Genomic DNA, 23,643 nt, shown 5'->3' on the forward strand with positions numbered 1-23,643 from the left:
ATCAGCCGGCTGCGTTGTCGACCATTGGTTTGATGAAGCTGAGATAAGCCTGGCTAAAAAAGCCGATCAGAAATGGCATCCAGATCCATGCCGTCCGCCAGCGAAGCTTGCGCTTCTTCTTTGCGGGTTTTTCATCCGCGCCAAGCGGCGCAGGCGGCGCCACATCCGTCTTCGGGGCGGCCTCTGCAGCTGCTTCAGCCAACTCAAGCTCACGCGACTCGCGCCGCTCCTGAAGAAACTGCCGGTACATAAAAACGCCGAGCAACATGATTATGCTCAGCGGAATCCACGGCGACGTCAAATCAACCGGCACAACGATACTCCCCCCGAAATCCAACCTGCGGCATTCTTGGCCGCTTTTGTGCCATTTTGGCAAGCCTTGCCGGGACTTGCAAAAGGGAATTGACGTTAACCATAAAGGAAGCCTTGGATCGAAAGCCTCGGTCAGACGAAATCGACCCAATTTCAGGCTTGTGGAGCGGAAAAAGTCAGATTCCCGGCGACTGGACCGACAGTTTCTCCGTGGATATTCCCGGTTGAGTCAAACCGTGACTACAGCTAACCAGTGCCATTGGATGGGTGGCCGAGTGGTTTAAGGCACCGGTCTTGAAAACCGGCGTGGGTGCAAGCCCACCGTGGGTTCGAATCCCACCCCATCCGCCAGCCGCAGGGAGGCGAACTGGCCCCTGTAAATTCCAGTCCTGTGCCATCATTAAACTGACAGGGGCAACGCGCGCATCCGGCCGATCGCCAATTCCCGGAGCAATTTTGCCGGTATGAGATTGAAAGGTTGGGACTCAAGTGTTCCGGAAGCCGGAGGTCGCAAACAAGGTCCTGTCTCTCCTCGGTCATGCCGCTGGATTGATATGGCTTGCGCGATCTGCGCGTCGTGGCGACCGGCGCGCACAGCTTGGCACCCAATTCCATCGCGCTGCCTTGCTTCCGGAATACGGCGTCAGGAAATGGTCGAACCAATTGGCCCACGATGTGTCTCACGTGGATGTCTCGGTGTTGGTGACATGTTTCAATTATGAGCAGTATGTTGAGATTGCTGTGCGGAGTGTATTCCCGTCCGCCGCTGATCCCGTCCGGGTCGAAATCGTCGTTGTGGACGACGCCTCTTCGGATGGATCACTCGCGCTGCTGCTTCGGCTGCTAGCCGAGTCACCTTTGCCGTTTCGTATCGTACGGCCGTGGTGGAATGTCGGATTGAGCCGGGCCCGAAATCTGGCGTTGCGCAACGCAAGAGGGACTTTCGTATTCATACTTGACGCGGACAATGCTGTCGCCCCCTCAGCCCTTGCCCGGCTCCATGCGCTTGCTCAAACCGAGGATGCCGCCGCCGCCTACGGTCCAATTCGCTGCGTAACGACCGATGGTGAGAATGCAGGCTGGTTGTCAGATCGTCCCTTTGATCCTGCATTCCTTAGAAATCAGGGAAATTATATAGATGCCATGGCGATGTTTCGCCGCGACCTTCTGGAGGAGATCGGAGGATACGACGTGGATCTGCTGCGGACCATCGGTGGATGGGAGGACTACGTTCTCTGGCTCGAACTCGCCGTTCGAGGCTGCAAGGTGGTATTCGACGGCGAGGTCATGGGAACGTATCTGACAAAGCCAGACAGCATGGTCAGTCGCATTACTACATCGGAATTGGAGTCTGCTGAGCGTTTGTTGCGATCTCGATACGCGAGTTGAGATCGGAACTCAGACAAGCTTCGGATGCAGCGGCTGAACCGGCGCCTTGACAATGTAATGACAATGCTCATCAAGCAAAGCTGGCCTCTGCGCTGCGGCCGGTTCCGGGCGATGCCGCCTGTTTCCCTGGCTCAGGCAGGCTTCCGGGATATCGTCCTGTCGTAAAGATGCCACGTCGCATGGCCCAGGACAGGCAGGACAAGGAACAGTCCGGCAAACAGCGGAAGGGACGCGAGGATGATCGAGAGCGTCACAAACACGCCCCATCCGAGCATTGCAACCGGGCTTTGCAGGACCGCCTTCACGCTGACGATCATCGCCGTAACAATGTCGATTTCACGTTCGAGCAACAGCGGAATGGAGAATACCGTGATCGAGAAAAGAATGAGGGCCAGAATGGCGCCGACAACATGGCCGGCCGCCAGGAAGATCAACCCCTGATCGGTTGTGAATATGACCCTGACAAATTCCTCAAACGACGCAAATGAAACGAGGCCCAGAAAAAGCGCGATGAGCAGCCGGACCTGATACATCCAGACCCAGAAGACAAAGAGCATCACGAAAGCCATCCAGGAAACTTCGCGACGACGTTGAGCCCAGATCACCGAGAAGACATCGTGCCATTGCGGCTTTTTCCCCTTGGCCAGCTGCCGGCTGACCTCATACAGCCCGACCGCCGCAAAAGGTCCAACGAGCGGAAAGCCGATGGCAAAGGGATAGATCATCCATGGGATATTCCAGATCGTGAGCGCGAGCACGATCATCGAACCGATAAGTGCGAAGAGCCCGCCGATGACCAGTCCGAAGGACGGCGCTCGCATGAAGTCGGATATGCCATGCTTCAGCGCGGCCGTGAGATCTGTCACTTGCACATCGGCAATCGCGGGCATGGCCGACCTCTGCCCTGAACCTTGACCCGACTGTAGCGACGACATGCGGTGCACTCCCCCCAGACGGTCAATCCGCATTTTGAACGCTACGCGCCCTTCATGCCTCGATCAAGCCAGCGCCGCCGGGAGACCGGGATGCGAGGGTACCCGAGAAGGCATCGTTTCACTTGCCGATCTTGAATGTGGCGCTGCCCTTCGCAACCAGCTCGCCCGCCTCATTACGCAACTCGGCCTCGGCAAAAGCAATTGATTTTCCCCTGTGACGAACCCAACCCTCGCCGATCAGAACGCCCTTGTCGGCGCGCCCGACAAAACTGGTCTTGAGTTCGAGCGTCACTTGAGGCGTGCCGGGTTTTTCGTGTGTCAGGCGAACGGCATGGCCGCATAGACCATCAAGCATGGCTGAAAGAAAACCGCCAAATATGCGACCGCCGCGATTGACGAAACCATCGCCGGCGAGGAATGAGGCACAGATATAGCCCCGCGCCCGATCGGTCTTCAGTACCTTTTTGCCGAGCGTGATGGCGGCTGGCGATTCCCAATCGTCGTCAAGCGGCGGCAAATCCTTGTCTTTACTGTTCAAGCGCTTTGACTCCCGGCTGTAGGTGCCGGGCATACTGCCTCAGGATGTCGAACCCGCAAATGGGGGCGAGAAATTCCGCTTGAACTCCTCCTTGCAGGCGACATGCGCTTCGGACAGAAGAGCATGACCCTTGGCCGTGCATGCCTTGTCCGCTCGATACTCGGCGACACCCTTGTTGGTGCAGGCACGGAGGTCCGGCTCCCACAGAAAAATGCAGACCATCGGGATGAACCGCTCATTGCACTCCAGTTCGCTGATGTAGCGTTTTTCTTCTGCCGTGCGCCGACCCCACCAGGCGGCCGAGGCCTGGGGTTTTCCGCCCGGGGCATCAATACAGTCCGGTACGGGCTGGGCATGTGCCGTCTCGGGTGCGACGAGCATGCTCAACATCACCGCAAGCCCGAGCGTCAGGCAGAATTGAACGAGATATTTCACGGCGCATCCTCCCAGAATGCCATCGACTAGTAATCTTGGTTTACTAGCTTGGCAGATTCCGCATCGGCCGCAAGTTGAATTCCGGTAATGAAGCCGGCCTTCCGCAGAATGGCCGGCTCCACGACCAGATGGCCGGGTTCAGGCGCTTGCGGCGGCCGAGGGACGCGCCTTCATGCGTTCAAACCAGGCGCTGACGTTCTTGAGTTCCGGATTGATGGGCTGGCCGACGCTAGCGCCGAAATCGAGAAAGCCGAACAGCAGAATATCGGCCATTGTCAGGCGCTTGCCGGCCAGGAAGTCCCGGCCGTTCATCAACTTGTCGAGCCATGCGAGCTTGTCCTGGGCAATCGCCTTCAGGCCGGCCGCGGCTTCGGGCAGGCAACGCATACGATTCTGGAATAGCGGCAGACCTTCGGCGAAGCGAAAACCGTTCGCCATCGGCTCGCAGATGTTGAGATCGACCCGGCGCGTCCACATCCGTGTCTCGGCGCGCTCCTCTGGCGTGGTACCGATCAGCGATCCACCCGGGAACTTTTCATCCAGATATTCGCAAATGGCCGTGATCTCGGCGAGCACCGTGCCGTCGTCAAGTTCGAGCGCCGGCGATTGCCCCGCCGGGTTCTTTGCAAGGTAAGGCTCCTGACGATTCTCGCCGGCCATCAGATCGACTTCGACGAACGGCAGCGTGACCCCCTTCTCCTGCATGAACATCTTGACGACGCGAGGATTTGGCCCAATCGAATTGTAGAATTTCATGGATAGCTCCCTGTGGCTCCGGTTCCTGAATTGCCGGTATGGGCCATGATTAGCCGAATGATGCCGTCTGCGCCACCGCGCGGTATTGAGGCTTGGCGCGGCCTGATCGGGCGATTATGTAGGACGTCCGGTGAGCGTTCTGCAGATCCGGGGCGGGAGGCAAAACATGAGCGCGCAAAGCGCCATCCCATCGGGCCCGAAACCGGGCCTTTTTTACGGCTGGTACGTGGTCGCCGCGGTCCTCGTCATCATGACGACGACGGCCGGCCTCGGCTTTTACAATCTTTCCATCTACCTCAAGGCCTTCGTTCTTCAGGGTGGATTTTCGGTTTCCGCAACGTCAGCGGCGACAGCCTGTTTTTTTGTGGCATCGGGTCTCGCAGGGCTTGGCGTCGCAGCCCTGATCGAGCGCTACGACCCGCGCTGGGTCATTACGGGCGGCGCATTGGTAGCGGCATTTGCGACGCTGGGTGCAGGTCACGTTACCGAACTCTGGCAGCTCTATGCCTTCTACGTGTTGTTCGGCATTGGCTATGCGGGCGCTGCCCTGATTCCGGGGACAACTCTGGTCGCACGCTGGTTTGCGCGGCAACGTTCCGTCGCGCTCTCCTATGCGTCGACGGGATTGTCGCTCGGCGGCATTCTGCTGACGCCGCTTTCGGCCTGGCTGATCGAAAGTCTGGGGTTGGGAGGCGCAGCGCCCTGGCTGGCTTTGGCTTTCATCCTCGGCGTCGTCCCCGTTGCGTGGTTGCTGATCCGCCCTTCGCCACAATCGATCGGCCTCGGACCCGATGGCGATCCGATCGCGCGCGATGCCAGCGGTGTGCCCTTGCCGGCCGACGGCATTGCCTTCGACGAGGCCGTTCGCAGCCGGTTCTTCATCCTGATGACGACCGCTTACGTTTTCGCGATGATGGCGCAAGTCGGTGTCATTGCGCATCAATACAGTCTCGTCTTCTCGCGCACCGATAACAGCAGCACAGCACGTCTCGCGGTCGCTACCATGGCCGCGGCAAGCATCATCGGCCGGCTGATCGGCGGACAGGCGCTTCGGTGGATTCCCTCACGCGGGTTCGTACTGGGGCTGACCATGGCGCAAGGCGCCGCCCTCGCCTTCTATGCCTTTGCCGAAACGCCTTCTGCCCTGCTTGCAACAACGATCATGTTCGGGCTGACCGTCGGAAATCTGTTGATGATGCAGCCGCTGATGGTTGCCGAGGCATTCGGTCTCAAGGCCTATGGCCGCATCTATTCTCTGACGCAACTGTTCATGACGGCGGGCGTCGCCACAGGGCCTGCAGCCATCGGGTTTCTCTATGAAGGGCTTGGCGGATATGAAGTGGCTTTCCTTGCGATGGCGTCGGCCTCTCTCCTTGCCTTTCTGTTGATTTTCGCCGCCGGCCCGGTCCGAGCGCATATTGAAGGAAAACCGCATGCGTGAATTTGGTCCGGGCATCACCCTCGACAATCCGGCGTTCATTCATGAGACCGCACTTGTTTATGGGAAGGTCTATATTGGTGAAGGTGCATCGCTCTGGCCCTACGTCGTCATTCGCAGCGAGATGCACGACGTGCGGATCGGTCGGCACACAAACATTCAGGACTTCGTCATGATCCATGTTGGCAATGAAACGCCGACGATCATCGGCGAAAACTGTTCGATTACTCATCACTGCACGGTTCACGGGGCCGAGATTGGCGACAATTGCCTGATCGGGATCAACGCCACGATCATGGATGGGGCCAGGATTGGTCGGAACTCGATTGTCGCCGGACATTCGATCGTCACCGAGGGCAGTGTCATTCCGGAGAATTCGATCGTCGCCGGGTCCCCGGCAAAGGTCATCAAAAGCCGGGACAACGGCGCGGCAAACATCATGAATGCGCGCTTCTACTACGAGAATGCCAAGGCATACGCGCAGGGCGACCATCGGGTGACCGAACGGGAGACTTTTCGCCAGGCGATGGCAGAGGAGATGCGCTCGCTGGCGGGCAAATGAGATTCTGCTTGGGGTAACTGACCGGAAGCTCTATCTAGGTCAGATCACGTCATTCCACCATCGATCTTGCCGGAGTTCGACAGCATGAATACTGGCCCTGTGCCAGAAGCGCCGCGCGCTCCTCCGCGCGCCGGGCTCTTTTACGGCTGGTATATCGTTGGCGCCGTTTTCGTCGTTCACACGGTGTCCTGTGGGCTGATCTTCTACAATCTGTCGATCTTTCTGGAGGCGTTCGTCACCAGCGCCGGATTTTCGGTCTCCGCAACATCCAACGCGACAGCGATTTTCTTCATTTCGTCGGGGATTGCCGGCCTCGGCGTCGGCTGGTTGCTCGACCGATATGACCCGCGCTGGGTCATCACAAGCGGCGCACTCCTTTCGGCGCTGGTGCTTGCGGGAGCCGGTCATGTCACGGAGCTCTGGCAACTCTACGGCTTCTACATTCTTTTCGGCATCGGCAATGCTGCGGTTGCCGTCATCCCGGGCATGACCATCGTTGCACGCTGGTTCACCCGCCAGCGTTCGAAGGCGATCGCCTATGCGTCGACCGGTCTTTCGATGGGGGGCATCATCTTCACGCCGATTTCGGCCAGCCTCGTCGGCACCCTGGGGCTTGGCGAGGCCGCCTACTGGCTGGCCCTGATGATGATCCTGGGCGTCATTCCGGTCACGCTGGCGCTGTTGCGGCGCAGCCCGGAAGCGATCGGTCTTGCCCCCGACGGCGATCCGCCCCGCCGCGCCGCCGACGGCAGCCTGCTGCCGCCCGACGGCATCGGCTTCGCCGAAGCGCTCCGGAGCCGCTTTTTCATTCTCAGTACGGCTGCCTTTGTCTTCGCGATGATGGCCCAGGTCGGCAGCCTCGCGCATCAGTTTCGTCTCGTGCTTACGCGCACCGGCGACACATCGACGGCAGCGCTTGCGGTCTCGATCATGGCGGCGGCCAGCATTGCGGGCCGTCTCATTGGCGGATGGGTTCTCGGGCGCGTCTCCTCGCGCAGCTATCTCTTTGCGATCTTTGTCCTGCAGGCCATTGCCTTCGCCGCCTTTGCATTTGCCGAGACGGCCGTGGCGCTTCTCGTTGCTTCTGTCACCTTCGGTGCAACGGTTGGCAACATGCAGATGATGCAACCGCTGATCATGGCCGAGGCATTCGGATTGAAAGCCTATGCACGTATTCTCTCCGTTTCGCAGATGATCACGACTTGCGCCAACGCGGCCGGCCCGGCCTTGCTGGGTTTTCTCTATGTTGCGGCAGGCGGTTACCAGACTGCCTATCTGGCAATCACGCTGTCGCCGCTGCTCGGTTTTGCCTGCCTTTTGGCCGCAGGACCGGTGCGGGCTTTGATCGAGGCTGAGAAGAAGCCGATACCATCTTGAAAGCATTGATGGATTCGACCGTCACCTGCAGTTAGGCTGATGCGTCACCCCCCTTCTGTCACGGAACTGTCATGAAACTGTCATCAAACTTCTACAAGCCCCTCGCTATCGGCGCCCCGGCCCCCTACCGCGAGCTGCCGGTGGTGCTCGAACGCATGATCCATTTCTTCCCGGGGCACAACGAGAAGCTCCGTGCACGGATCGGCGAGATCATTCCGCAAGTCGACGTGCTGCTCGGCAATCTGGAAGATGCAATCCCGGCCGATGCCAAGGAAGCGGCACGCAGGGGTGTCATCGAGGTCGGCAGGACCCATGATTTCGGCGCAACGGGCTTCTGGACCCGCATCAACCCGCTGAACAGCCCCTGGATGCTCGACGACATCACCGAACTCGTCGCCGAGATCGGCGACAAGCTCGATGTGATCATGCTGCCCAAGGTCGAAGGGGCATGGGATATCCATTATCTCGACCAGTTGCTGGCACAGCTCGAAGCGAAGCACGGGTTGAAGAAGCCGCTCCTCATCCACGCGATCCTCGAAACGGCACAAGGCGTCAAGAACGTTGAGGAAATCGCCTGTGCCAGCCCGCGCATGCATGGCATGAGCCTCGGCCCGGCAGACCTTGCCGCCTCGCGCCGGATGAAAACGACGCGGGTCGGCGGCGGCCATCCGTTCTACCGGGTGCTCGAGGATCCGAAGGAAGACGGCAGCCCGCGGGTGGCCGCGCAGCAGGACCTCTGGCACTACACTTTCGCCAAAATGGTCGATGCCTGTGTTGCCAACGATATCCGGCCCTTCTATGGCCCCTTCGGCGACATTCAGGACGCGGAGGCCTGCGAGCAGCAGTTCCGCAATGCTTTCCTGATGGGCTGCGTGGGCGCCTGGTCGCTACACCCGAACCAGATCGCCATCGCCAAGCGAGTCTTCAGCCCCGATCCGGCCGAAGTGCTTTTCGCCAAGCGTATTCTCGAGTCGATGCCCGGCGGCACCGGCGTCGCCATGATCGACGGCAAGATGCAGGATGATGCGACCTGGAAACAGGCCACGGTCATCGTCGACCTGGCGAAGAAGGTGGCGGCTCGAGACCCTGAACTCGCCAGGGCCTACGAGCTCTGATTTGCCGCCCTGCCCTGACCTAAGCCGTCAGCTTCGCCGCGCGCTTGGGAGCCTTCGCCGCGCCTGCCGCCTTTCGAGCGCCGGCCTTCATGCGCGGACCGGTGGCGGGTTTCAGCACCGCCGGTGCGGCGGCGGCTGTCGCGGCGGCTTTCAGCTCGTCGAACGACGACTGGATGCACTCGGCATAGAAATCCGGATCCGGCATCATTTCGCGGCAGGCGGTGAATGAGACCGTGATCTGACCGCAATAGCTGAAGATCGGGTGGATGATCCCCATACCGTCCAGGATCGGCGCGAGGCCGAAATGAGTGACCATGCGCGCGCCGGTCATGTAGAGCGGGATTTGCGGACCCGGCACATTGGTGATGACCGTGTTGAAGAATGGCTTGATGCGGTTCGCGATACCCAGATTGGAATAGAGCCGTGCCGCAAGCCCGGACATGGTCGAGGGGATGAACTGCGAGTAGTCGCTCAGCGTCTTCGCGCCGATCGCATTCGTGAGTTCCTTGGAACTCTTCGTCGCCTGGAAGACGGCGGTGAGCCGTTCAGAGGGGTCCGCGATGTCGGTGCGGATGGCGAGCATCATGCCGCTGACAAGATTGCCTGCCGCTTTCCTCTTGTCGTCGGAACGAACGGAGATCGGCGCCATCGCAATCAGTGAATCCTTCGGCAGCTCGCTCTTGGATTCGAGATATTTCCGCATCGCGCCACCGACAATGGTAACGATGACATCGTTTACCGTTGCGCCCTCGACCGCACTCTTCATTGCCCGAATATCGGCAAGCGGAAATGAACGCCCATCAAAGACCCGGTGCGGAGAGATATGCGAATTGAAGCGCGTCCGCGGGACGGGCCCGGCCGTCTTCAGTTTTCCCGCTGTGAGCCCTATGCCAACCTTGGCCAACGCGGGGACCGAAGAGGCGACGACGCCCGCCAGCTTGAAGGGCTGACGCAGGTTGTTGACATAGGTGCGCGACAGAAGTTCCAGCACGTTGGGGTCGCGCTCCGGCACCCAGGGCTTCTCAGGTGGCGCCGGTCTCGCGTCGGGTGCGATGTCGTGAATGGCGGCGACAATCTCTGCGCCGGATACACCGTCAATGGCGGCATGATGGATCTTCGACATGATGCCGAAACTGCCGGCCGGCAGGCCCTCGACTTGATCGAGCCCTTCGATCACCGTGAATTCCCACAGCGGCCGCGACGTGTCGAGCGCGCGGGCGTGAAGCCGCGCGACCTGAATGCAGAGTTGACGCCAGTTACCGGGCTTGGGAAGTGCGATATGACGGACATGAAACTCGATGTCGAAGTTCGGGTCTTCGATCCAGTAGGGATGGTCGAGGCTCATCGGCACGCGAACGACGCGCTGCCGGAACGAGCGCGCGAGATGAAGGCGTGTTTCGTAGTTTTCGAGGATGCGCTTGAAGCCGAGCACGCCCCCTTCGACCGTCGACTGGTCGTAAATCGTCAGGCCGCCGATGTGCATGGGTGCATTGGCCGTCTCGAAATAGAGAAACGACGCATCCATCGGGCTGAGTTGTTCCATGGTTCTGTCCTCCCAGCGGCGTATCTCGGGAAGCGGCATCGCCTCTCCGGTTGTGCCTTCATTGATCGTTTCGAACCGGTGCCTCCTCCTCCCCCGAGGGAAAGCGGCCGGTCGTCGTTCGTTCAGCGCCGCGGGTAGCCGAGCCTGAACGGTCCCTTGCGGTCGAAGGCCTTGAACGCGCCTTCCTGCTGCGCCAGACGGTCCGCAACCGCCCAGAGCACGGCAGGATTGACGCCGAGGCCGCAATGACTGCCGAGCACCTCGATGTTCTCCGCCTTGTCGCTTTCGCGCAGAACGCAGGTCTTCCAGTTCACCACGCCGTCGGTACGGGTGAATATGGCAGTTGCCGGCATGGGAAGGTCGCTCTGTATACGAATGAGATCGCTTTCTGCGATATCGTCCACGGACTCGCCACCAAGTTTTTCGTAGAGCTTGCCGGCATGTGTCGCGCGTACGTCATTGGCGAAGGGACTGCCCAGTGAGATCACATAGCGCACGGCCTCCGGCATTTGGAGCGCGACGTCGCGCGCATAGATGCCGCCGAGACTCCAGCCGACAAGACTGACCTTGCGGCCAGTTTTCTTGTAAAGCGCCGCAACTTCTTCATAAAGCCGGTGCCGGCGTGTCATCATGCTGCCGATATTGCGACCAAGGCCCCAGCCATGCGTCTCGTAACCCATCCGGCCGAGGTAGCGGCGCAGCATATGTGTGGAACCGTCGGCGGCAAGGAATCCCGGCAAAGCCACGACAGGATGCCCGTCGCCGCGCGGTGCCTGCAGAAGCAGAGGAACCGAGGCGATGCCGAGGCCGAGTTCAAGAAGGGCTCGAGGCTCCGCGAGTGTCAGTAACCGCGACGGAGGCCGGAGCCGCTTTTTTGTCCGGGAACCGGTTCCCATCGCACCTGCATCCACTGCCGCTACCATACCGCTTTCCCCTCAAGGCCCGAAAAGCCCTCGTTTGTTGAACTCTTCTGGGGATATCCCGCTCTTCTCGAAAAACGTTCGGCAGGCGCCACCAATCTGAAAAGGCTACGTGTCATTGACGCAGCGTTCAAGCCGCATGGCCGGAATACCGGACGGCAGAAAACCGCGATTTCCAGCAAGCGGCGGTACAAAAAAAGAAACCTCTCCCTTTTCAGGGAGAGGTCAATTTCGGGAAAGGCCTGGGAGCCATCCAAGGGGCGTCAGGAAAGCGTTGCCAGCGCCTCGGGTTTGAACGGCAGGAGCTGATCGAAGGCGCCCTGATGGACCTTGTGGGTCCAGGCAGGGTCGACCAGCAGTGCGCGGCCGACGGCCACGAGGTCGAACTCGCCCCGCTCAAGACGCTCCAGCAGATCGTCGATGCCGGTCGCCTCGGACGCTTCGCCCATGAAGGAGCCGATGAATTCGCCGGACAGGCTGACGCTGCCGACCGTGATGGAAGGCTTGCCGGTGAGCTTCTTGGTCCAGCCGGCCAGGTTGAGGTCGGAACCCTCGAACTCCGGCTCCCAGAAGCGCCGCTGCGAGCAGTGGAAGACGTCGACGCCGGCATCCGACAGTGGCTTCAGGAAGGCGCCCAGTTCCGCGGGTGTCTGGGCGAGCTTGACCGCATAGTCCTGCTGCTTCCACTGGGAGAAACGCAGGATCAGCGGGAAGTCCTTGCCCGCCTCGCGCCGGATTGCCTCGATGATCTCGACGGCAAAGCGGGTGCGGCCGACCAGATCGCCGCCATACTCGTCCTCGCGCTGATTGGTTCCGTCCCAGAAGAACTGGTCGATGAGATAGCCATGGGCGCCGTGAACCTCGACGCCGTCAAATCCGAGGGCGCGGGCATCCGCGGCGGCGCGGGCAAAGGCATCCACCGTCGCCTTGATCTCGGCCTTCGTCATCGGCTCGGAAAGCTGCTTGCCGGGCTTGGCAAGGCCCGACGGACCATGGCTCGGCATTTCCGTGTTGGTGGCCTTGGCGGGGTTGCGCATCATGCCGACATGCCAGAGCTGCGGCATGATCTTGCCGCCAGCGTCATGGACTTCCTCCACCACACGTTTCCAGCCTTTCAGGGCTTCGTCGCCCCAGAACTGCGGCACATTGGGGTCACCGGTTGCAACCGGCGTGTTGACTGTCGTTCCTTCTGTGATGATAAGGCCGCATTCGGCCTCGGCGCGGCGCCGGTAGTAGGCGGCGACCTCAGGGCCCGGAATGCCGCCAGGCGACTGGGAGCGGGTCATGGGCGCCATGACGACCCGATTGGGCAGCGTGAGCCCCTTGAACGTGAAAGGCTCGAACAGCGGCGCGACGGAACGGCTCATGAAGGTCTCCTGAATGCGGGGGATGTCGATGTACGCCATATTGGGCGTTTGCGGCCGAATGGCAATCCCGCTTGTGGATTGGAGGAACAGGGCGGACAGGGTTTTCGCTGACTCGTTTCACCTGTTAGACTTGTGCAATGCACGTGGGAGCGCAACGTAGTCATGGAAGTCAACCGGCAGGCCAAATTTCGCATCGGACAGGTTGTCCGGCACAGATTCTATCCCTTTCGCGGTGTGATTTTTGACGTCGACCCGACATTCAACAACACCGAGGAATGGTGGTTGTCGATTCCGGAGGAGGTACGCCCCCGCAAGGACCAGCCCTATTACCATCTACTGGCCGAAAGTGCCGACACCGAATATGTCGCCTATGTGTCGGAGCAGAATCTGTTGCCGGATGAGTCGGGCGAGCCGGTCCGGCACCCCCAGGTGCGCGAACTTTTCGACACGCTGCAGGACGGCATCTATGCCATCCGCGCAAAATCCGCGCATTGACGCGGGCCTCCATGCTAATCAGATGCGCAGACACCGCCTTGTCCGGCGGCTGAATCCCGGTTGCTTCCAGGAAAGGTTCGAACCTTGCGCCGCGACAACAGGCCCTACTTCGTGCGCCGGATACTCATTGGATGGGTGCGTTTCTATGCGCGCCGTTTCCTTGTGCCGGGGTTCGACGCGATCGGTCCCGGTCTCGACGTGACAAGTCCATGGAACATTGAACTCTGGGGCGCGGGAATCTCGGCCGGCTCAAACCTGCATCTGCATGCGTCCAACGGAAATTTCGTACGTCTGGCCACATGGCGAACGGGCGACCGCGAGGGCCGCATCATCATCGGCGATCATGTGCTGATCAGCCCCGGCACGCATATCGTCGCATCGGAGGAAATCCGGATCGGCAGCAACACCATGATGGCAAGCGGCTGCTACATCTCCGATTCCGACTGGCACGACACCTATGATCGCACGGCGGAACGAGACAAGCATCGTCCGGTTCACATTGGCGACAATGTCTGGCTCGGCGTGCGTGCAATCGTCTGCAAAGGCGTGACGATCGGGGACAACAGCATCATCGGCGCCGGTGCCGTGGTTACAAGGGATATCCCTGCCAATTGCATTGCTGCCGGAAACCCTGCACGCGTCGTGCGCGAACTCGATCCGGCAGGTCCCTTCAGGAAGCGCGGGAGTCTTTTTGCCGAACCCGAGAAACTCGAGCGCGACATGGACAACCTGACCCGCTATCTCGCGCGGGATAATACTTTCTTCGGGTGGCTGCGGAGCGTCCTTGCCCCGACGCGCTCCGACTGACGGTCAGGATTTCTTGGGAACCGGAATGGCGGCAATCGCCTTGGTGATGCCGTCGAGCTTCACTGGCACTTTCACGTCACCCTGCCCGACGAGGCGGAACACGACATCCATTTGATTGCCGGTTTTCATCGACTTCAAACGCTCTTCCGAGAGCAGGATTTCGGTCTGACAACCGCCGGCAATGCAGAACATGAATTGCTGGCTGAAGCCTTCCTTGCCATCCACCGACCAACCGATGCCAGAGGGCAGAAACGTGCCAAGCGGCGTCATGGCAAAGAGGTACAGTTCATTGTCGCCATCGCCGTCGCTGTCCTGGGGGCCATATCCGATCGCGAGATAGAGAAGGCTTTTCTTCTGTTCACCAGTCGCCACATTGACGAACGCATGGCATCGTTTGGCACCCGTCTGGCTCTCGTCGCATCGCGTGCTCCAGGTTCCAAAATTCTGGATTTGCGGCTCCGGCGCCGCCGTCGCCGATTGGGCATTCGCAGAAAAAACACCAGCCGAGGACAGAAGTGCCGCAACGGCCATGCCGGAGATCAGGCGCCGAGGAAACATGGTAGAGACCCTTTCGAATCGATTATGGCCGACATTGACGCCGCCGACCCGATGTTCTGTTAGACTCGCATTTCGGCATAATCAAGGCACTGGAAATCTTTGAAAAATCTCGAAAGTTGCTTAACGCTGAGCATGCCGCCGATTTTCCGTCCTGCCGCCAGCCGGCAAATCTGAAGGAAGATGCCTTGTTTGCGTCCCGATTGCTCCGGCTCCGGTCCGTACTTTTTCTGCTGGTCTTCACGTCTTTTTTTGCGACGGCTCTCGCAGGGCCCGTCCATGCTGCCCAAGCGATCGCAATGCATGGCGAACCGCTCTACGCGGAAGGCTTCACGCATTTCGCCTATGCCGATCCCGAAGCGCCCAAGGGCGGAGCCATTACCTACGGTGCGACGGGATCCTTCGACAGCCTCAATCCGTTCATCGTGCGCGGCACATCGGCGATCGGCCTGCGCGAGCATGTATTCGAGAGCCTGCTGGCACGGGGCTATGATGAGGCATTTTCGCTCTACGGGCTCCTCGCCGAAAAGGTCGAGATGCCGGACGACCGGAGCTGGATCGCATTCACCCTGAACCCCGAGGCACGATTTTCGGACGGCGTCCCCGTGTCCGTCGACGACGTCATCTATTCGCTGGAAACATTGCGCGACAAGGGCCGGCCGAACTACAAGACCTACTATTCAAAGGTCGAGCGCATCGAGCGTCCCGATATTCGAACGGTCAAGTTCATTTTTGCGCCCGACAGCGATCGAGAGATTCCGCTTATTCTCGGCCTCATGCCCGTCATCCCGAAGCATGTTTACGAGAAGCGCAATTTCGAGCAATCGGGTTTCGATATCGCCATCGGCAGCGGCCCCTATGTCGTCGACGGGTTCACGCCAGGTGCCCGCATCATCTACCGGCGGGACAAAACCTATTGGGGCACTGACCTGCCGGTGAATGCCGGACACAACAATATCGATCGCATCACCTACGAATATTTCCGCGATGCCAACGCCTCGTTCGAGGCTTTCAAGGCTGGGGTCTATCATGCGAGGGTGGAAGACGATCCGGGCCGATGGACCAACAGCTACAATTTTCCAGCCATTCGCCAAGGCAAGGTACGGAAGGATGTCCTCCGGAGCGGCATGCCCTCCGGTATGCGGGCTCTGGTGTTCAATACCCGGAACCCCGTGCTTGCCGACAAGCAGGTTCGCCGGGCCCTGATCCAGCTTTTCAATTTCGACTGGGTCAATCGTAACCTCTATCACGGGCTTTATGTCCGCACCCAGAGTTTCTTCGACAATTCAGAGTTGGGCTCGCACAGCCGCGCGGCGGACGCGCGCGAGCGTGCATTGCTGGCGCCGTTCCCGGGCGCGGTGGCACCCGACATCATGGAGCGCGGTTGGCATGCGCCGGAGGGCGACCCGACAGGCCAGGACCGGCGCAACCGGGCCGCAGCCATCGCGGTTTTGAGGGAGGCCGGTTTCGAACTGCGCAACGGTGTGATGACCGAAGTTGCGACAGGCCGTCCGCTGAAATTCGAAATTCTCGTAGCGACGCCGGACGATGAGCGCCTTGCCCTGACCTATGTCAGCATGACGCGCCGGGTCGGTATCGACATCGCCGTGCGCAATGTCGATTCGAGTCAGTATCAGGAACGGCGCAGCAATTACGATTTCGAGATGATCTTCAACAGTTGGTTCTCGTCTCTCTCGCCGGGTAACGAACAGAACTTCTATTGGGGTTCGGCCGCAGCCGACGCGCCGGGTACGCGCAACTACATGGGCGCGAAAGAGCCGGCCATCGATGCGATGATCGAGGCGATGCTTGCCGCCCGCGCGCATGACGATTTCGTTGCGGCCGTTCGCGCCCTGGACCGCGTATTGCTTTCGGGTGCCTACATGATTCCGTTGTTTCATCAGCCAGATCAGTGGCTCGCGCTTTGGGACAAGGTAAAAATGCCCAAGAAAGCGTCTCTCTACGGCTATCGCAGTGCCACCTGGTGGATCGAGGAGTAGAAATGCCGAAATTTTCATCGAGATTGCCGGCCGAATGGCGCGAACGGATGTCGTTGCCGTTGGTCGCTGCACCGATGTTTCTGATCTCGGGTCCGGAGCTTGTTCTGGCCGCCTGCCGTGAAGGCGTAATCGGGACCTTTCCGACGCCCAATGCGCGCAGCGTGGCTGTGCTCGATGAATGGCTGGACCGGATCACGACCAGTCTCGATGCGCATGATGCACCTTGGGCTGCCAATGTGGTGGTGCATCGTTCGAACGCCCGGCTCGACGAGGACCTCGATCTCGTGATGCGCTACAAGGCGCCGCTGGTGATTACCGCGCTCGGTAGCCCCCGTGCGATCGTCGAGCGCGTGCACGAATATGGCGGCCTGGTCTTCGCCGATGTGAACTCGGTTGCCTTCGCCCGCAAGGCCGTGGCGGCGGGTGTCGACGGGCTGGTTCTGGTGGCAGCCGGCGCCGGCGGACATACCGGGCCCATGACAGGCTTCTCCTTCGTGCCGGCCGTGCGGGAATTTTTCGACGGGCCGGTCATTCTGGGCGGCGGCATCACCGACGGCGCCGGCATTCGCGCCGCGGAAGTGCTGGGCGCCGATCTGGCCTATATGGGAACGCGCTTCATCGCCTGCGCCGAAAGCCTCGCCGCACCCGAGTACCGCGATATGCTGATCGCCTCGACCGTCGACGATCTGATTCTGACCCGCGCCATCACCGGGGTTGCCGCGAACTGGCTCAAACCGAGCATTGAACGTGCGGGATACGATCTCGACGCGATGGAGAAAAACCCCGATATCGACTTCACCGATCCGCAATCGGGCGCAAAACGCTGGGCGCAGGTCTGGTCTGCGGGACATGGTGTTGGCACAATCGACCGGGTGGAGCCGGTAGCCGCCCTGGTGGCGCGCCTCAGGGAGGAATACGCGCGGGCGAAACAACGATAAGGGATGAAGGTCCCGCAAAGTGCTTTGGGAGGAGCGCGGCAATGATCCTGGCGTCGAAAACGGAGATTGAGACCCATACGCGTGCGGGCTGGTGGGGTGCGGACACCATCGACACGCGCTTTCGTGCCAACGCCGCTGCGACGCCCGATCGCCTGGCCGTTGTCGACCCGCCCAATCGCGCCGATATCGACGGACGCGCACCCCGCCGTCTGACCTATGCCGAACTGGCCGACGCGGCCGACCGCATTGCGACCGCCTTCCTGGCTGCGGGCATGAAAAAGGACGACGTGCTGGCCGTGCAGCTTCCGAACGTTGTGGAGCTTGTGGCGGTCTATCTGGCCGCCTGGCGCATCGGCCTCGTCGTCACCCCGGCGCCGGTGCAGTGGCGCGCCCATGAACTTGGCGACGTGCTTGAGTTTGTCGGCGCGAAGGCGGCGGTGACCGCACGCAGCATTCGCGGCCACGACCACGCGACGATGTTCGAAAGTCTGAAACCGAAGCTGCCGGCGCTCGCCGACATCTTCGTGATCGGCGAAACGCAATGGCCTGCGGCCGATGCCGCCCGGCTCGACGCCGCACCGAAGGTGGACGCGAACGAGGCCGCAACGATCTGCTGGACGTCCGGCACCGAGGCGCGGCCCAAAGGCGTGCCCCGCAGTCACAATCACTGGATGATCGCCGGTCTTGCCTGCGCCGATGCCGCGCAATTACAGCCCGGCGACACAGTGCTGAACCCTTTTCCGCTGGTCAACATGGCTGCCATCGGCGGCTGCTTCATGCCATGGCTGCTGACCGGCGGCACGCTGGTGCAACACCATCCCTTCGATTTGCCGGTATTCCTGAAACAACTGGTCGGCGAGAAGATCGCCTACACGGTTGCGCCGCCAGCCGTGCTGTCGCTGCTGCTGAAGGAAGAAAAGCTGATGGCTTCGCTCGATCTCTCGGCTGTGCGCAGCATCGGTTCGGGGTCAGCACCGCTTGCACCCTGGATGGTCAAGACCTGGCAGGAGCAATATGGTCTGCCGATCGTCAACATCTTCGGCTCCAACGAAGGCACCTGCCTGATTTCGGGCGCGGGCGATGTGCCTGACCCGGAAGAACGCGCCCAGTTCTTCCCGCGCTTCGGCGTCAAGGGGCTCGAATGGCCGGCAAAGATTGCCGGTGCCATCGAGACGAAGCTGGTCGACATCCAGACCGGCGAGGAAGTGAACGAACCCGGCAAGGCCGGCGAATTGCTGATCAAGGGTGCCACGGTCTTTGCGGGCTATTTCCGCGCCGGCGACGGCGGCGGCCCCACAGATGCGATCGACAAGGACGGCTTCTTCCACACCGGTGATGTCTTCGAGATTGCCGGCGCCGGCAACCGCTATTACCGCTTCGTCGAACGCGCCAAGGACATCATCATCCGCGGCGGCATGAACATCTCGCCCGGCGAGATCGACGGGCTGCTGGCGGGCCTGCCGAAGATCAAGGAAGCAGCCGTTGTCGGCTATGCCGACCCGGTGATGGGGGAAAAGATCTGTGCCGTTGCCGTCCCGGCCGAAGGCGAAAGCGTGACGCTGGAGGATATCCGGGCGCATCTCGCAAAGGCCGATATCGCCGCCTACAAGATTCCCGAGCGGCTCGAAATTGCCGAGGCCCTGCCCCGCAATCCGCTTGGCAAGGTCTTGCGGCGTCAACTCAGGGAGATGATCGGGGCCTAATCGGCGGCCTGGTTGAGCAGCTTCAGCCGCGCCATCTTGATCGAGCGCGTCTTCTCGGTCCATTCGCGGATGGCCTGTGCCGCGCGATCGCCTTCCGCTTTCATGATCTCGTCATGCCTGGTGTCGCGCACGGTGATCTCGCAGGCCAGGCCGCTCGGATCGAAGAAATAGATCGAATGACAGAAGTGATGGTCGATGGGCCCGAACACCGGCACCTTTGCCTCCTTGAGGCGTGCGATGAAGGCATTGAGCTCGTCCATCGAGCCGACCTCAAAGGCAAAGTGATAGTCCTCGATCCCGTCCTTCATCCGGAAGACATCGTCGCTGGCCGTTGACGGCTCATCGAAGAAGGCAATGAAGCGTCCGTCACCCATTTCGAAGAAGAGATGCATGTAGGGCCGGTCCTTGCCGGCCGGGTCCTTGTCGAAGGCGAGCGCCGCGGCAGGCTTGAGGCCCAGCAGATCGCAATAGAACTTGCGCGTCTCCTCGGCATCGCGGCAGCGATAGGCAATGTGATGAAAGCCGGTGATCATGGGTGCCGGCGTCGTTGCGTCGCCGATATGATCGACCTTGCCCAGAAACGCGTTGCTCATCCGATCCTCCCCGAAAGGCGATGACATTCGCTCAAGGCTACCCCTGCCCGCTTGTGGAAACCAGCCTGTCTAGAGCGGCTCGCGGGCAAAAATAGCTTCGAGGCTGGTCATGTTCATGCCGTGCTTGACGTAGTTATAGGGCGTTACATTGACCGACTTGATCAGGCTGCGCTGGATTTCGGTGCCGATGCCGCCATCGGCCGCCGGTACCATATCGAAATCGATGACGTTGATGCAGGCGGGGTCCTGCTCGAAGGCCCGCACGGCTTTCAGCCCCTCATTCAGCGAGCAGCCCGTGGCCGCCCAGCCAAGGATCAAGCGATTGGTGCCCTCATGCGCCGCCACCAGCATTGTGTGCCAGCCGGGCTCGGCCAGCAGCCGCTGGACCGCGCCGACGGTGCGGCGCTGCGCATCGGCAAAGACCTCGCCGCCCTCGAGCATCGTCGCGCCGGGCTCCGCCGCCGTCTCGAAGTAATAGGCCATCTTGGCGGCAAGTTCGGTGCGGCTGCTCACCTTGCCGAAACTGCCGCCGTGAATTTCGACGAGTTCGGGTTCTTCTTCGAGAAAGGGGCGCTCTGCCGTCTGCTCCGCCAGCACACGCTCGGCCGTCTGCCGCGTGCGCGGTACGCCCGAACAAACCGCGCGGTCGAAGCGCACATGGGCAAGCGCCTTGCCGGCGGCGGTTGCCTGTTCCTGACCGAGTGGCGTCAGCGGCACCACTTTCGTGTCTCCGCCGGCTGCCACGATCTCCGGCCCGAAATAGTCGACATGGCCATGCCGCATCAGATAGAGGCGCCGGCGGCCTGTCGTGCCCGGAAGTGTGCTCAAATCGCCTCCGCCTTCTTCAGCGCCTCGACATCGGCGGCCGAGAAGCCCCAGTCCTTGAGCGCGCTCTCGGTGTGTTCGCCGACCTGGGGCGCGGGGCCCTGGATTTTCGACTCGGTGCGCGAGAAACGCGGCGCGACATTGGGCTGCGCGACGCCGTCGATCTCGACGATGGTCTGGCGCGCCTTGTTGTGCGGATGGTCGATCGCTTCCTTGATCGAGAGCACCGGTGCAAAGCAGATGTCGGTGCCTTCCATGATCGCGCACCATTCGTCGCGCGTCTTCGTCTTGAAGACGTCCTCGATCTTCTTCTTCATCGCGGGCCATTGCGTGCGGTCCATCTGCGCATCCCAGAGGCTGTCGGTGAGACCGGCCTTCTCGCGCAGGATCGCATAGAATTGCGGCTCGATTGAACCGATCGAGATCCACTTGCCGTCCTTGGTTTCGTAGGTGTCGTAGAAATGCGCGCCGCCATCGAGCATGTTGGTGCCGTGCGGTTCCTGCCACATGCCGGATGCCGTGAAGCCGTAGAACATGGCCATCAGCGAGGAGGCGCCGTCGGTCATCGCCGCGTCGACCACCTGTCCCTTGCCGCTGCGCTGTGCTTCGACCAGCGCGGCCAGCATGCCCATGGCGAGGTAAAGCGCCCCGCCGCCGAAATCGCCGACGAGGTTGAGCGGCGGCACCGGCTTTTCGCCCGGCCGGCCGATCGCATGCAGCGCGCCGGTCAGCGAGATGTAGTTGATGTCGTGGCCGGCGGCATTGGCCAGCGGGCCGGTCTGGCCCCAGCCGGTCATGCGGCCGTAGACGAGCTTCGGGTTGCGCTTGAGGCAGACATCCGGCCCGAGGCCGAGACGTTCCATCACGCCGGGGCGAAAGCCTTCCTGCAGGATGTCGGCGCTCTCGATCAGCTTCAGGCAGGCCTCGACCGATTCCGGCTTCTTGAGGTCAAGCGCCACCGATTTGCGCCCGCGCGAGCCGATGTCGAACTTGGAGCCGCCGCGTCCGCCCTTGCGGTCGATGCGGACGATATCCGCGCCCATGTCGGACAGCAGCATGGCGCAGAACGGGCCCGGCCCGATACCTGCGAATTCGACGACCTTGATGCCGTTCAGCGGTCCGCTACCCATGACGTGCTCCCTTGAATTCAGCTGTTTGCCCTTTGTTGGGAGTGATTTGTACAGGCTGCAACGGAGCCCGTAAACGTTCACCGGATTGACGCAAGGGCGGGTTGGCACGCCTCGCTTGCCGGCTTTCGGTTCCACCTCTACAAACGCCCTGTCATGCCCCTGCCCGCCCCCTCGATCGCTCGCGGATACACCGGCGAGCCCTGCCCCGCCGCCTTCAACATCGCCCGCTATTGTCTGGCGCATGCGGCGAAGGCGACGCCCGACAAGATCGCGCTGATTGTCGTCAGCGACGCCGATGCGCCGCTCGAAGCGGCCGAGCGCTGGACCTATGGCGCGCTTGACGAGGCGGTTCGCCGCGTGGCGGCGGGTCTCCTCGCCGATGGCTTCACCCGCGGCGAGCGCCTGATGATCCGCATGCCCAACACATCGGACTATGCGCTGCTGTTTTTTGGTGCGCTGGCCGCGGGTCTGGTGCCGCTTCCATCTTCCTCGCAACTGACCGCCGAGGAGGCGGATTTCCTGCTGGCAGATTCAGCCGCCGCCGCAGTCGCACTGGCACCCGGCATGACGATGCAAACGGGCGCTGCGCGGGTGATCGACTCGGCCATGATCGCGCGGCTGAAGACGCATGTGCCGCTTGAAGCCTGTGCCGACACCGCCGCCAACGATCCGGCCTTCCTTGTCTACACTTCGGGCACCAGCGGCCGCCCGAAGGGTGTGCTGCATGCCCATCGCAGCGCCTGGGGCCGCCGTCCGATGTATCGGGGCTGGTACGGGATCGAACCCAGCGACACGATGCTTCATGCCGGGGCCTTCAACTGGACCTATACGCTGGGCGTCGGCCTGACCGATCCCTGGGCCAATGGCGCGACCACCGTTCTCTACAATGGCGAAAAGGATGTGCAGGTCTGGCCGAAGCTGATGGAGAAAACGGGCGCGACGCTATTTGCCGCCGTGCCGACGCTCTATCGCCAGATCCTGAAATATTGCGACCTCGCCGCGCATGACATTTCCTGCCTGCGCCATGGACTGACCGCCGGCGAAGCGCTCTCGCCGGCGCTGCTCGATCACTGGCGCGGCGCGACCGGCAGGGAGCTCTACGAGGCGCTCGGCATGTCGGAATGCTCGACCTATGTCTCGACCGCGCCCGGCATGGAAATCCGGCCCGGCAGCCCGGGCCGGCCGCAACCCGGACGTTGCGTGGCGGCATTGCCGGTCGAAGGCGGCACCGAGCCGCTGCCGCCGGACGAAACGGGATTGCTGGCGGTTCACCGCTCCGACCCGGGGCTGATGCTGGGCTATTGGCGCCGCCCCGAGGAAGAAGCCGAGGTCTATCGCGGCGAATGGTTCATCGGCGGCGATCTGGCGAGCTTCGACGCCGACGGCTACATGCATTATCACGGCCGGGCCGACGACCTGATGAACGCGATGGGATATCGCGTCTCGCCGCAGGAGGTCGAGGCCGCGCTGGCCGGTCATCCCGATGTGCAGGAGGTTGCCGTGACCGAACTGCATGTGCGCGAGGATCTGTCGGTGATTGCCGCATTCGTGGTGCCGAAGGAAGCCGCCGAACCCGATGCGGCCTCGGTCCTCGCCTGGGCAGGGAGACGCCTGGCCGCCTACAAGCGTCCGCGTGAAATCATTTTCGTCGATAGCCTGCCGCGCACGACCAACGGCAAGGTGATGCGGCGCGCGCTTCAGCGCAGCTAGTACGACGTGCCGGGCCGTTCCCGCGGCAGCGGCTGAGGTTCGCCCGCGAACGAGACCTCAATCTGACGAAGCCTGTCGAACAGGGATGCCGTTGCCGTCACAGGGTTTGCGTCGAGCGCCCAGACGCAAAGCATGAATCCGGCAACGATACCCATCAGGAAATTGGACATGGGGACCAAGCCTCCTCGCCCGTCGACGCA

At 61.4% G+C, this 23,643-nt stretch carries 24 protein-coding genes and 1 tRNA gene; 12 read left to right on the top strand and 13 right to left on the bottom strand.

Going from position 1 to position 23,643, the window contains the following annotated elements:
- Position 1: 1 nt before the first annotated feature.
- A complete protein-coding gene (locus AAC071_RS01175; protein WP_339828993.1) occupies positions 2–268 on the bottom strand; it encodes a hypothetical protein in 267 nt (88 codons plus the stop codon).
- 305 nt (positions 269–573) lie between these two features.
- Here AAC071_RS01175 and AAC071_RS01180 point away from each other — a divergent pair.
- Positions 574–663, top strand: a tRNA-Ser gene (locus tag AAC071_RS01180).
- A 333-nt stretch (positions 664–996) separates the two neighbouring features.
- Positions 997–1,701, top strand: a complete 705-nt coding sequence (locus tag AAC071_RS01185) for a glycosyltransferase family 2 protein (protein ID WP_339828996.1) — start codon at positions 997–999, stop codon at positions 1,699–1,701.
- A gap of 131 nt (positions 1,702–1,832) precedes the next feature.
- Here AAC071_RS01185 and AAC071_RS01190 read toward each other — a convergent pair whose 3' ends face one another.
- The 4 genes from AAC071_RS01190 to AAC071_RS01205 form a co-directional block, all read right to left on the bottom strand.
- The gene (locus AAC071_RS01190; RefSeq protein WP_339828998.1) at positions 1,833–2,669 is read right to left on the bottom strand and encodes a DUF2189 domain-containing protein; all 837 of its coding nucleotides are present in this window, start codon (positions 2,667–2,669) and stop codon (positions 1,833–1,835) included.
- A gap of 85 nt (positions 2,670–2,754) precedes the next feature.
- Entirely contained in the window at positions 2,755–3,207 is a 453-nt protein-coding gene (locus tag AAC071_RS01195; RefSeq protein WP_339829000.1) for a PaaI family thioesterase, read from the bottom strand.
- A 6-nt stretch (positions 3,208–3,213) separates the two neighbouring features.
- Positions 3,214–3,609 (bottom strand): hypothetical protein, encoded by a 396-nt coding sequence (locus AAC071_RS01200; RefSeq protein WP_339829002.1) that lies wholly within the window; start codon positions 3,607–3,609, stop codon positions 3,214–3,216.
- A 138-nt stretch (positions 3,610–3,747) separates the two neighbouring features.
- A complete protein-coding gene (locus AAC071_RS01205) occupies positions 3,748–4,365 on the bottom strand; it encodes a glutathione S-transferase family protein (RefSeq protein WP_339829004.1) in 618 nt (205 codons plus the stop codon).
- A gap of 166 nt (positions 4,366–4,531) precedes the next feature.
- Between AAC071_RS01205 and AAC071_RS01210 the strand changes: the two genes are divergently transcribed.
- From AAC071_RS01210 to AAC071_RS01225, 4 genes are all read left to right on the top strand, one after another.
- Positions 4,532–5,806, top strand: coding sequence for an MFS transporter (locus AAC071_RS01210; protein WP_339829006.1), 1,275 nt, complete (start codon positions 4,532–4,534; stop codon positions 5,804–5,806).
- On the top strand, positions 5,799–6,365 hold the full coding sequence (locus AAC071_RS01215) for a gamma carbonic anhydrase family protein (RefSeq protein WP_339829008.1): 567 nt from the start codon (positions 5,799–5,801) through the stop codon (positions 6,363–6,365). Before AAC071_RS01210 ends, AAC071_RS01215 begins: the two co-directional genes overlap by 8 nt.
- A gap of 84 nt (positions 6,366–6,449) precedes the next feature.
- The gene (locus tag AAC071_RS01220; protein ID WP_339829009.1) at positions 6,450–7,742 is read left to right on the top strand and encodes an MFS transporter; all 1,293 of its coding nucleotides are present in this window, start codon (positions 6,450–6,452) and stop codon (positions 7,740–7,742) included.
- A 71-nt stretch (positions 7,743–7,813) separates the two neighbouring features.
- Positions 7,814–8,857, top strand: coding sequence for a CoA ester lyase (locus AAC071_RS01225; protein ID WP_339829011.1), 1,044 nt, complete (start codon positions 7,814–7,816; stop codon positions 8,855–8,857).
- A gap of 19 nt (positions 8,858–8,876) precedes the next feature.
- Here the strand turns inward: AAC071_RS01225 and AAC071_RS01230 are convergent, their stop codons facing one another.
- From AAC071_RS01230 to AAC071_RS01240, 3 genes are all read right to left on the bottom strand, one after another.
- A complete protein-coding gene (locus tag AAC071_RS01230) occupies positions 8,877–10,400 on the bottom strand; it encodes a wax ester/triacylglycerol synthase family O-acyltransferase (protein WP_339829014.1) in 1,524 nt (507 codons plus the stop codon).
- 122 nt (positions 10,401–10,522) lie between these two features.
- Positions 10,523–11,296: an alpha/beta hydrolase gene (locus AAC071_RS01235; protein WP_339829256.1), complete on the bottom strand. Its 774-nt coding sequence runs from the start codon at positions 11,294–11,296 to the stop codon at positions 10,523–10,525.
- 287 nt (positions 11,297–11,583) lie between these two features.
- Positions 11,584–12,687, bottom strand: coding sequence for an NADH:flavin oxidoreductase (locus tag AAC071_RS01240; protein ID WP_339829017.1), 1,104 nt, complete (start codon positions 12,685–12,687; stop codon positions 11,584–11,586).
- Positions 12,688–12,849: 162 nt separating this feature from the next.
- On the opposite strand from AAC071_RS01240, the gene hspQ reads away from it, so the two are divergent.
- Together hspQ and AAC071_RS01250 are read left to right on the top strand one after the other, a co-directional pair.
- Entirely contained in the window at positions 12,850–13,182 is a 333-nt protein-coding gene (hspQ, locus tag AAC071_RS01245) for a heat shock protein HspQ (RefSeq protein ID WP_339829020.1), read from the top strand.
- Positions 13,183–13,266: 84 nt separating this feature from the next.
- Entirely contained in the window at positions 13,267–13,989 is a 723-nt protein-coding gene (locus AAC071_RS01250) for an acyltransferase (protein WP_339829023.1), read from the top strand.
- A gap of 3 nt (positions 13,990–13,992) precedes the next feature.
- Here AAC071_RS01250 and AAC071_RS01255 read toward each other — a convergent pair whose 3' ends face one another.
- Positions 13,993–14,547, bottom strand: coding sequence for an invasion associated locus B family protein (locus tag AAC071_RS01255; protein WP_339829026.1), 555 nt, complete (start codon positions 14,545–14,547; stop codon positions 13,993–13,995).
- A gap of 296 nt (positions 14,548–14,843) precedes the next feature.
- On the opposite strand from AAC071_RS01255, the gene AAC071_RS01260 reads away from it, so the two are divergent.
- The 3 genes from AAC071_RS01260 to AAC071_RS01270 are packed head-to-tail and all read left to right on the top strand — an operon-like array spanning position 14,844 to position 19,185.
- Positions 14,844–16,544, top strand: coding sequence for an extracellular solute-binding protein (locus AAC071_RS01260; RefSeq protein WP_339829029.1), 1,701 nt, complete (start codon positions 14,844–14,846; stop codon positions 16,542–16,544).
- Between the two features lie 2 nt (positions 16,545–16,546).
- A complete protein-coding gene (locus AAC071_RS01265; RefSeq protein ID WP_339829032.1) occupies positions 16,547–17,482 on the top strand; it encodes a nitronate monooxygenase in 936 nt (311 codons plus the stop codon).
- 41 nt (positions 17,483–17,523) lie between these two features.
- Complete coding sequence (locus tag AAC071_RS01270; protein ID WP_339829035.1) at positions 17,524–19,185, top strand: class I adenylate-forming enzyme family protein; 1,662 nt, start codon at positions 17,524–17,526, stop codon at positions 19,183–19,185.
- Here the strand turns inward: AAC071_RS01270 and AAC071_RS01275 are convergent.
- The 3 genes from AAC071_RS01275 to AAC071_RS01285 form a co-directional block, all read right to left on the bottom strand.
- Entirely contained in the window at positions 19,182–19,778 is a 597-nt protein-coding gene (locus AAC071_RS01275; protein WP_339829038.1) for a VOC family protein, read from the bottom strand. The two genes, AAC071_RS01270 and AAC071_RS01275, sit on opposite strands and share 4 nt — an antisense overlap.
- A 69-nt stretch (positions 19,779–19,847) precedes the next feature.
- A complete protein-coding gene (locus tag AAC071_RS01280) occupies positions 19,848–20,606 on the bottom strand; it encodes a histidine phosphatase family protein (protein WP_339829041.1) in 759 nt (252 codons plus the stop codon).
- Positions 20,603–21,733 carry a CaiB/BaiF CoA-transferase family protein gene (locus tag AAC071_RS01285; protein WP_339829044.1) on the bottom strand — a complete coding sequence of 377 codons (1,131 nt, stop codon included), beginning with the start codon at positions 21,731–21,733 and terminating at the stop codon, positions 20,603–20,605. Before AAC071_RS01285 ends, AAC071_RS01280 begins: the two co-directional genes overlap by 4 nt.
- A 153-nt stretch (positions 21,734–21,886) precedes the next feature.
- Here AAC071_RS01285 and AAC071_RS01290 point away from each other — a divergent pair, with 153 nt between their 5' ends.
- Positions 21,887–23,443 carry an acyl-CoA synthetase gene (locus AAC071_RS01290; protein WP_339829047.1) on the top strand — a complete coding sequence of 519 codons (1,557 nt, stop codon included), beginning with the start codon at positions 21,887–21,889 and terminating at the stop codon, positions 23,441–23,443.
- Here AAC071_RS01290 and AAC071_RS01295 read toward each other — a convergent pair.
- A complete protein-coding gene (locus AAC071_RS01295; protein WP_339829050.1) occupies positions 23,440–23,613 on the bottom strand; it encodes a hypothetical protein in 174 nt (57 codons plus the stop codon). The genes AAC071_RS01290 and AAC071_RS01295 overlap by 4 nt on opposite strands.
- Positions 23,614–23,643: the final 30 nt, after the last annotated feature.

It is taken from the genome of uncultured Parvibaculum sp., assembly GCF_963975745.1.
Lineage (GTDB): Bacteria > Pseudomonadota > Alphaproteobacteria > Parvibaculales > Parvibaculaceae > Parvibaculum.